Below are 753 nucleotides of genomic sequence, written 5' to 3'. Positions count from 1 at the left end.
TAAACATCTCGAATTAGCTAGACTAAGGGCTCCCTTTCTATCATTAGCGGTATGGAGAGTCATTATCGATGGTTGTGTTGACACTGAAGTTGATCTCTACGCCGATGATCCCGCACCAATTCGAGGTATCTTCACGATAGATGAAGGCCCGTATCCAATTGTTAATCAAAACAAGAATAGTTAAACGGAAAAACGGAAAAACGGAAAAGGAAAAACAGGGAGAGATTATGGGTGTTTATAGTTGTTCTGACTGTGAGAGTCCAATTCAAGCTAAGGAAGCAAAATTCTGTACTCATTGCGGTTCGAAGATAGCTCACCCTGTCGCTCCTGAATACTTAATACCTGGAAAAATTGAGCAATGGAATTTGTTGTTAATTGGCTTCTGGTTGCTTTGGGCGTTAGGAGCTATCGCTCTGCTCATTAACTCGACAACAGGGAATTGGTTTTTTGTTTTTCTAGGGGCGATAGGTTTGGTTTGTGGTGGTATTTACCTTAGCAAAAGTAAACCTATAAAAGTTACTCAGGATGTTCTCATTGATAAGAGAAAGATCCGGTGTGAAAACTAACGGAAAAACGGGTATATGGAAGAAATCGAGTTACTAGCTATTGATATTGAAACAACTGGTTTAGACCCGAGAGATCATCGTATATGTGAGTTTGGGGCAGTCAAATTTAATAGCCTTGGCGAAATTATTGATACCTTTTCAATTTTAGTTAATCCAGGTCGTTCAATTCCTTTTCCTGCATATAAGG

3 protein-coding genes are annotated in these 753 nt (G+C 39.4%); all 3 read left to right on the top strand.

The window, feature by feature from the left end; all coding sequences use genetic code 11:
* On the top strand, positions 1 to 184 hold a 184-nt coding region (locus A3766_RS31835; protein ID WP_231882829.1), incomplete at its 5' end, for a hypothetical protein.
* Complete coding sequence (locus A3766_RS03955; RefSeq protein WP_156508945.1) at positions 159 to 566, top strand: hypothetical protein; 408 nt, start codon at positions 159 to 161, stop codon at positions 564 to 566. The genes A3766_RS31835 and A3766_RS03955, both read left to right, overlap by 26 nt.
* Positions 567 to 581: 15 nt before the next feature.
* A partial coding sequence (locus A3766_RS32575) for a 3'-5' exonuclease (RefSeq protein WP_197479299.1) occupies positions 582 to 753 on the top strand: 172 nt, incomplete at its 3' end.

It is taken from the genome of Oleiphilus sp. HI0132 (genome assembly GCF_001635845.1).
The sequence above is the reverse complement of the archived record's forward strand: the minus strand, read 5'-3'. Positions and strand labels throughout refer to the sequence as shown.